This window comes from Burkholderia sp. Se-20378 (genome assembly GCF_017104665.1).
Taxonomy (GTDB): Bacteria; Pseudomonadota; Gammaproteobacteria; order Burkholderiales; family Burkholderiaceae; genus Burkholderia; species Burkholderia lata.
In genome coordinates this window covers 1-3,613 of the sequence record NZ_JAAGPG010000686.1, presented here as the reverse complement: position 1 = coordinate 3,613, position 3,613 = coordinate 1, and the positions used below count along the sequence as shown (strand labels likewise).

The 3,613-nt window shown below is 68.5% G+C and carries 4 protein-coding genes; all 4 read right to left on the bottom strand.

Annotated elements, in window-relative coordinates:
- A partial coding sequence (locus G3N93_RS36110) for a 3-keto-5-aminohexanoate cleavage protein (RefSeq protein WP_206135151.1) occupies positions 1–984 on the bottom strand: 984 nt, incomplete at its 3' end.
- Between the two features lie 121 nt (positions 985–1,105).
- Entirely contained in the window at positions 1,106–1,954 is an 849-nt protein-coding gene (locus G3N93_RS36105; protein ID WP_174934109.1) for a TauD/TfdA family dioxygenase, read from the bottom strand.
- A gap of 10 nt (positions 1,955–1,964) precedes the next feature.
- On the bottom strand, positions 1,965–2,945 hold the full coding sequence (locus G3N93_RS36100; protein WP_206135150.1) for a quinone oxidoreductase: 981 nt from the start codon (positions 2,943–2,945) through the stop codon (positions 1,965–1,967).
- A gap of 18 nt (positions 2,946–2,963) precedes the next feature.
- On the bottom strand, positions 2,964–3,613 hold a 650-nt coding region (locus tag G3N93_RS36095; protein ID WP_206135149.1), incomplete at its 5' end, for a universal stress protein.

Below are 3,613 nucleotides of genomic sequence, written 5' to 3'. Positions count from 1 at the left end.
CTCGTCGATGCCGTCGTACTGCACGCCGATCCGGTAGATCGCCTTCGCCTCCTTGCCGGTAGCGATGTCGCGGCCGAGTTCGCGTGCGATTCGTGCGCACTGCTCGACCTGCTGCACCGACGTCATCCGGTTGCCCTTCTGGTCGATGATCGTGTCCTCGATCCCGCAGCGCGGATGCAGGCCCAGCGCCATCGCGACCGTGTTGATCGGCAGCACGTTCTTCATCAGCGATTCGAGCGTGATGCACGCGCCGTCCGGGCAGCGCCGCACGAATTCCATGAAGTTGTACGGATTCGGGCCGTCGAAGCCGCCGCCGATGCCAACCCACGTGACGTTCAGCGGGCCGCGATACACGCCGCGGCGGATGATCCGTTCGAGCGTTTCCAGCGCGTGCATGCCGGTGAGCTGAAAATGCGGCTGGATACCGGCCGCCTGCAGGCGGCGCAGGTGCTCGTCGACCCAGCCGGGGCCGGCTGGCACGGTCATCTCGCGGTACGCGTCCCACAGAGCGGCTTCGTTCAGCGACGTGCCGGCGATGTCCTTGCGGTTCATCAGCTCGGTGATGTTCATCTGCACGGTGTTGATCGCGACCGTCACCTGGTCGGGCTTCGGCGTCAGCTCGGCGAGCATGTGGCGCGTGTCGTCGGACAGCCATTTCGCATCGGCGCCCTCGCCTTCCGGCGCGAACGAGATCGAGCCGCCCACCTGCAGGATCATGTCGGGCACCGCCTCGCGCAGCCGGCCGAGCAGCTCGTTGAACTTCGACAGCCGCTTGCTGCCCTTGCCGTCGAGCTCGCGCACGTGCATGTGCAGCACCGTCGCGCCCGCGTTGTAGCAGTCGACGGCCTTCTGCACGTGCTCGTCCATCGTCACCGGAATGTCTTCCGGAAAATCGGCCGGCATCCATTCGGGGCCGTACGGCGCGACCGTGATGACCACCTTGTCCTGGTTTTCCGGGTGCAGCGAATCGTCGAGAAATTGCATGTCGTCCTCCAGTGGAAATCGTTGTATTTCAGGCGTACGGGCGTGCGTATCCCGCCGCGCCGGGCGGGATGCCCGGCGCGTTGCATGGTTTTTTCAGAGACCGGTTACGGTGCTGCCGCGCTCAGAACGGCACGTCGCCGACGATGCCCGCGCGCTCCATCTTGCGCACGCACGGCGGGTAGTCCATCACCGCGTAGTGCTGGGTGCTGCGGTTGTCCCAGATCGCGACGCTGTTCTTCTTCCAGCGCCAGCGCACCTGGTACTCGGGGATATAAGCCTGGCTGATCAGGTACTGCAGCAACTGGCCGGCGCCGGGGTTCGCGTCCTGCCCGACCCGCACGCGCGCCGGCGTGTGGAAGTTCGTGAAATGCGTCGCGAACGCATTCACGTACAGCACCTTCTCGCCGGTTTCGGGATGCGTGCGCACGACCGGGTGCTCGGCGTCCGGGTACTGCGCCTTCAGCGCGAGACGTTTGTCGATCGGCATCGCCGCGCCGAAGCTCGCCTCGATGCTGTGGCGTGCGCGCAAGTCGTCGATCTGCTGCTTCACGTGCTCCGGCAGGCGCTCGTACGCGAGCACCATGTTCGCCCACATCGTGTCGCCCCCAACCGGCGGACCGTCGATGCAGCGCAGCACACAGCCGAACGGCGGCGCCACGCGCCAGCTCGCATCGCTGTGCCACGCATTCTCGTAGCGGTCGTTCGGCTGGTCGGGCGACTTATAGATCCGCACGAGCCCCGGGTGTTCGGGATCGCTGCCGGCAACCGGGTGATCCTCGAGCTCGCCGAAGCGCCGCGCGAACGCGACATGCTCGGCGCGCGTGAAGTCCTGGTCGCGCAGGAACAGCACGCGATGCCGGAGCAATTGCGCGCGGATCTCGGCGAACAGGCCGTCGTCGTGCACGGCGTCGGCGAGGCTCACATCCAGCAGTTCCGCGCCGATCGCGCAGGTCAGGGGTTCGACTCGCATGCGCGTCTCCTCAGACGATGAACACCGACGAACCGGTCGTCTTGCGCGATTCGAGATCGCGGTGCGCCTGCGCGGCATCCTGCAGCGCGTAGCGCTGGTTGATTTCGATCCGGATCCGGCCGGCCGCGACGTGCGCGAACAGTTCGCCGGCCAGGTCGTTCTTCTCGGCCGGATCGGCGATGTAGTCGGCCAGCGCCGGGCGCGTCAGGTACAGCGAGCCCTTCATCGCGAGGCGCTGCGGATCGAACGGCGGGATCGGGCCCGACGCTGTGCCGACGCACACCATCAGCCCGCGCCGCTTCAGCGAATCGAGCGAGCCTTCGAAGGTGTCCTTGCCGACGCTGTCGAACACGACGTCGACGCCCGCGCCGTCCGTCAATTCACGCACGCGCTTCGCGACGTCCTCGCGGCTGTAGTCGATCGCATGGTCGCAACCGTGCGCGCGGGCGATTTCGGCCTTGTGCGCGCTGGAGACGGTGCCGATCACGTTGAGCCCGAGCAGCTTCGCCCATTGCGACACGATCAGCCCGACGCCGCCGGCGGCCGCGTGCAGCAGGATCGTGTCGCCCGGCGCGAACGCATGGATGCGGCGCAGCAGGTAGGCCGACGTCAGGCCGCGCATCGTCATCGCCGCGGCCGTTTCACACGAAATGCCGGCCGGCAGCCGCACGAGCGGCGCGGCGGGGATCAGCCGTTCGGTGCTGTACGCGCCGAGCGTGTTCAGGAAGCCCGTGTAGGTCACACGGTCGCCGACGGCGACGTTCGTCACGCCGGGGCCGACCGCTTCGACCACGCCGGCCGCCTCGACGCCGAGGCCGGCAGGCAGCGGCACCGGGTACAGGCCGCTGCGGAAGTACGTGTCGGCGAAATTCAGGCCGACCGCGTCGTGCCGCAGGCGCACCTGGCCGGGGCCCGGGTCGCCGACGTCGACTTCCTCCCAGCGCAGGACCTCGGGGCCGCCGGTTTCGTGGAATCGCACTGCATGTGCCATGTTGTTCTCCGTAGGGTGTCAGTCGGATGCGCGTCGCGCATCGTCGGGTTCGTTCGGTTCGTTCGCGCGTGGCGGCGTCGCGGCTGCGCCGTCCGCCAGCGATTCATCCAGTCCGGCCCAGTCCGCGTCGCCGAGATAGCGCCGCGCGGCCGGGAAAATCACGCCTTCCATCCGCCCCATCTGCTCGAACGCGCCGTGCGCATAGCGGGCGAGCGCCATGTCGAACGCGGCCGACGGCAGCCCGTCCGCGGCGATCCGCATGAGCGCATCGAGCGCTTGCGCGTCGCGCTGCCGCTGGCGGTCGAGTTCGTCCAGTTCGGCCGCGACGCACTCCGCGCGGACGCGCAATGTCGCGAAGAGACGCGCTTCGGCGGCCGTGCCGACCCGGGCGCGCTGCAGTGCGGCGAGCGATGCCAGCGCATCCTGCGTGTCGGCCGCTTGTTGTTGCCGGGTGTCCGCTTCCACGTTCGCGCCGAATGCCATCAGCGCATGCAGCCACCCTTCGACCGCGCGATGCGCATCGAGGCAACGCGCCATCACGCGCGCCTCGGCAGGCGATCGCCGCGACGTGCACACGAGCACCGGCACGCCGCTCGTCGCGAGCAGGTGCTGCCGTTGCGCGCAGGCCGCCGCGTCGGCATCGTGCGGCAGCGCCGCGACGCCGATCA

Coding starts and splice junctions, on each gene's coding strand:
- G3N93_RS36105 (WP_174934109.1), bottom strand. CDS start 1,954: ATGCGAGTCGAACCCCTGACCTGCGCGATCGGCGCGGAACTGCTGGAT.
- G3N93_RS36100 (WP_206135150.1), bottom strand. CDS start 2,945: ATGGCACATGCAGTGCGATTCCACGAAACCGGCGGCCCCGAGGTCCTG.